Annotated in this window: 3 protein-coding genes and 1 pseudogene; all 4 read right to left on the bottom strand. The window is 63.3% G+C overall.

The annotated features are described in order from the left end of the window. Nucleotides 1–397, bottom strand: a 397-nt coding sequence (locus V6U90_RS32775; RefSeq protein WP_334444956.1) for a transposase family protein, incomplete at its 3' end; no start/stop codon positions are given. A gap of 308 nt (nucleotides 398–705) precedes the next feature. After that, the gene (locus V6U90_RS32770; protein WP_334444954.1) at nucleotides 706–939 is read right to left on the bottom strand and encodes an STAS domain-containing protein; all 234 of its coding nucleotides are present in this window, start codon (nucleotides 937–939) and stop codon (nucleotides 706–708) included. A gap of 95 nt (nucleotides 940–1034) precedes the next feature. Further along, the gene (locus V6U90_RS32765; RefSeq protein WP_334444952.1) at nucleotides 1035–2480 is read right to left on the bottom strand and encodes an FAD-binding oxidoreductase; all 1446 of its coding nucleotides are present in this window, start codon (nucleotides 2478–2480) and stop codon (nucleotides 1035–1037) included. Nucleotides 2481–3582: 1102 nt separating this feature from the next. Beyond that, nucleotides 3583–3696: pseudogene (locus V6U90_RS32760) on the bottom strand (IS5/IS1182 family transposase); the annotation flags it as partial.

The following is a 3696-nucleotide window of genomic DNA, read 5'->3' as shown; positions in this document are numbered from 1 at the left end:
CCGTGATCCACTCATCACATGCGACCTCGTGTCGCACCCGCAGCGTCTTACCGTCGACGGCGACCGCCCGCCTGCCCGCCGGTGATGTGGCCGCGGTTCGTGCGGCGAGCCAGCCGCTGACGGCAGTGGTGAGATGGTCCGGGTCCAGGGCCTGCAACAAGCGGCGGATCATCGCCTCCGATGGACGCCGGTGCGGGGCGATACCCAATGCCAACGCGGTGGTGTCCGGGACGTCGGCGACCCACTCGGCGATCGCGGTGTAGGAGCGGTAACCAGCCACCACAGCGCACACCGCTGCGGTCACCACCACTACCAACCCGTGCCGCACGCCCCGGCGAGCGCGGGGATCCGGCAGGTTGGCCAACGCGGCGGCCAGCCCGGCAGCGGTTTCGGGCACCGTGACAGCCGGTGCGCAGGACAAGGACGAGATCAGCGATGATGGCAGCGCGGGCATGACTCACTTCGGACGATCAAGGCTTCGACACCCTGATGATCATCCGAACCGGTCATGCCCGCCTTGCTGCCCGCAACTCCGGCGCTTCTCAGCCGAATGCCTCATCCCGGACGCGTCTACGACTTTGCCCGGGCCCTGGTCCACCACCAGTATGCGGACCGGTCTGGACCTCTCTGCGCCCATGGCTACCTGCCTCTTCGTGGGGGTGGAGCGACGGCCGTGCGATCACTGCCGGCGGGGAATCTAACCGATCAGTGGTGCGCGTGCGACGCCGGGTCGGCGGTCGGATCGTATCGGAGCAACTCGGCCAGACCGGTCATCCGCAGGATCCGGTCGACCCGCCCGGTGGCGCCGGTGAGTCGCAGCCAGCCACCGGCCGCGGCGCAGGCGTTGTCGCCCCGGAGGAAGGCGGCGATCCCGGTGGAGTCGCAGAAGGTCGACCCGTCAGCGCGGCGAACTGGACCCACAACGGCTCGATCAGCCATGCTGGGATGGCAGGCACAGAACCTCCCGTGATCACGAAGCGTCAGCAACTTCATGATCAACGGATCTGTGCCTGCATCCGTTCAGGCGCGCGATATTATTCCGGGTCGTATGTCTTGCGGATGGCCTCCAGGCGCGGGTCGTGCGCCTGCTCGGGCAGCCAGATGTCTCCCCGGTAGGGGCGCTCGGGCCCCGGATCCTGCTTCGACAGCAGGATCCGGTGAACCTTGTCCGTGAAGTCGCGGCTCCATGCCTCCTCGGTTTCGGGGTCATCCCAGTGCAGCTCGAACCGCGCCAGCGCCTCGCCCAAGGGCATGGAACAGCTATCTTGCAGGTCCGTCATCCGGCCGCCGCCTAAAATGACGAGCGTGTACATCCGCTCGCGCAACGGATGCGCCTGCGCTGATTCGAAGGCGGCGTACAGTTCGAGGAGCATAGGCTCGCAGTCCGGAACGACCCAGCTCGAGATGGACGTGAAGTAGGAGCTGGCCATCTCCCGCGCGGACGAGGCCTGCTTCCAGTATAATAAGGGATTGGCGTGCAGCGCCTGCGCGGTTACCTCCCCCAACATCTCTGGGTGGGCTGCCAGAAAGTCCGAAGCCGGCAACATGCGCAGATCGAGCAAATTCTTCTCTGACCATGCCGAAAGATCGGCCACGATGTCCGTAACCTCGTCTCCCAGGTTTTCGCGCAGCAGTTGTACGGTGGCCTCGGCGGTCAGTAGGCTTACAACGTTGAATGAGCACACCGGCGCCAGCTGATCCGGCTCGAAGTGGATGCGGACCGAGACTGACACCTCCTGGGGCAGCTTGGCTGATCGTCCGAAGAAGCCATGACCCACGCAGGTAGCCAGCTGCTCTCGGGTGATCCGCGTGAATCGCCAGGTCGCCAGCACCGGCTCGTCTATCAGCTTCAAGCGTATTTCGGTGACGACTCCCACGTTGGCGATGGCACCGCCGCGCATCGCCAGCAGCAGGTCTGGATGGTTTTCTTCGTCCACGTCGATGACGCTGCCGTCCCAGAGCACGACTCGACCGCCCACGACGGATTGACACCCAAGTCCGTATTTGCGTGCGAGGATAAGGTCCCACCCGGCGGTGAGGAAGTGCCCGCCCGCGCCGACTCCGAAGCAGTCGCCATGCGGCACTGCCTTGTGGTTCTTGGCCAGAATGTTGATGGTCTGCCCGAGCACGCAGCCCGGCTCCAGGAACAAGGTGTCGCCTGCAATGCGACGCTGGGTCATGTTCGCCAGGTTGATCATGATGCCGGCACAGGTCGCGCCGTTAAAATAGCCATGGCCGCCACTTTTGACTGACAGCGGGACCTTCCCGTTCAGTTTCAACTCAGCCATCAGTTGCAGCGTCTGCACGACGCCCCATTCGCTGCGCGGAGAGACGACGACGGCTGGGACGACGGCCGCGCGGTCGTGCATCGCGGCGTTCGCCGGGAAATCGATGCCATTTGTCTCCTCTACCTGAATTCCTCGCAACCTCAATCTGTTCACGAATTCTCGATAGCTGGTTACATCTTCGCGAGCTTTCATAAAGACGACCTCCTGGGGGATGAGGGATTTGACGCGCCTGAGTTAGTCACAAGCGCTGTAGGGGCCTCCACGCCTGAGAGTCAGCAGTTCCAGCCCGCTGAATAGGCGGGTCATCCCCAAGTAGAGCGACCGCACGACCACACCGGCGATCATCAGACTTTCAGGCAGGCTTGAATTGGAAGCAACTAAACGATTGGCGATCCGCGCGGCATTCGCACCGGGCGTGCCGGTGATCTTCAAGGCACTAAAGCGAGAACACGCTCAAAGGGTACTGGCTTTCACCCGGCTCTGGTCATGTCGGCGGCTTAGCCAAGCTCATCGCCACCAGTCGATGCGGCCAGCGCCGCTATCCAGGGAAGGGCCGCAGGAGGTGGTGGCGCCTCACGACCTCGTGCGGGCGCTGGGCTGGGCCGGGCTTGGCTGCCGAACGCGCCAGCGGTTGGGGTGGATAGCGTGGTCACGGTGGTCCCACCTCCGCTACGACCGACGAACTGAGTGATCAGTCAGTGTGGACACATGGACGACGAAGGTCACTAGATCCGTGCCCACATTTCAGGTGTCCTCGCTGGACCGGGGTTGATCAACTCAAACTATGTTTGCTTGCCCGATTGACGTTCTCGTCGGCCAGTCGGCCCGCCGCCTCATCGGCTGTTTGCGCTGTTCAAGCCGTTCCGGCAGCGTCCCCGCATAGCACCTCAACCTCGAACGGCGGGACTATGCCCTGTCCCAAGTTGCGTGAAGACGATCTCTACTGGGTGGATGCGGTTGTTCTCTACCATGGCACACACTGTCGCATCCAGCCCAATATCCCTAAACTAGGGCCAACCGGTTGTTTATGATGGCCTACCGTGCCCAGTCAGGATCACTTCAGTCGGCGCCTTCTACCGCCTCATTGAGCCGCAATCCAAATGGTTTTTGATCATTGCCCCGTATGGGTGTTGTGGTGCGAGATGCGCGGCGGCTTTCCCCGCAGGCACAAGAGGATCTGCACCGCCGGGCGGTCACGGCGGTCAAGGCCGGGCATACCCGGGCCGCCTTGGCCACAGTGCTCGGTGTGTCACCGCAGGCCGTCTCAGAGGGCGTTCGATTTGCCCTTGATCTATTAGTATGTGCCTCGCCAGGTCGGGATGGCTTCGTCCGTTATGCGTCGGCTGACGTTGTCGATCATCGCGATGTGGATCATGGCTTCGGAGCTGGCTGGCAGGGTCTCGTAGTC

Origin of the sequence: Micromonospora sp. CPCC 206060 (assembly GCF_036906895.1) — a bacterium.
GTDB lineage: Bacteria > Actinomycetota > Actinomycetes > Mycobacteriales > Micromonosporaceae > Micromonospora.
The sequence above is the reverse complement of the archived record's forward strand: the minus strand, read 5'-3'. Positions and strand labels throughout refer to the sequence as shown.